Origin of the sequence: Pigmentiphaga soli, from assembly GCF_039541095.1 — a bacterium.
GTDB lineage: Bacteria > Pseudomonadota > Gammaproteobacteria > Burkholderiales > Burkholderiaceae_B > Pigmentiphaga > Pigmentiphaga soli.
On record NZ_BAABFO010000053.1, the window covers coordinates 1 to 588 of the forward strand.

1 protein-coding gene is annotated in these 588 nt (G+C 66.5%); it reads right to left on the minus strand.

The window, feature by feature from the left end; translation table 11 throughout:
• Positions 1-588, minus strand: a 588-nt coding sequence (locus ABD927_RS24490; protein WP_345252506.1) for an Rpn family recombination-promoting nuclease/putative transposase, incomplete at both ends; no start/stop codon positions are given.

Below are 588 nucleotides of genomic sequence, written 5' to 3' on the forward strand. Positions count from 1 at the left end.
CCTTCCTCCAGGCCCTGCTGTTTCCACTGCCTGGTCCAGTCGATGACGCGTTCGGCGAGCATGGTTCGTATCTCCTGAATGTCTTCGAGCCCTTGAATCGTAGCACCGGGCAGCCGCGCCGGCAGCAGCACCTGGCGCAGCCATGCCGTGAAGGCCCGGCGCACCTCCGTCATCGCCGGCGAGGCCGCGATGCGGTTCAGATCGCCCAGCGCCTCCACCAGTCCGGCTGGATCGCGGCTGCGCTCCAGCCGGAAGAACGTGGCCGCCAGATTGTCCACCGGCAGGGCCGCCTCGCCAAGTTCCGCCTGGTCTAACAGCAAGTAGCGCAGTTCAGGCCGGTAGCGCGCCAATCCGCGGTGGACGCTGTCGATGAGCCCGCTCATCTCGCGCGGAGCGGTCCAGCGCCCAGGGCCGTTGTACAGCACCATCGGCAGCACCGGCGGCAAAGCGCGCCCGTCGCCGGGTTTCTGGCGCAGCAGATCCTGATAGAGCAACGACAGATAGGACATCAGGCGCAGCGCCATGTAGCGATCGCTACGCGACTGGAATTCCAGCAGCAGGTAGACGTAGACCCACCGAGCACGGCTG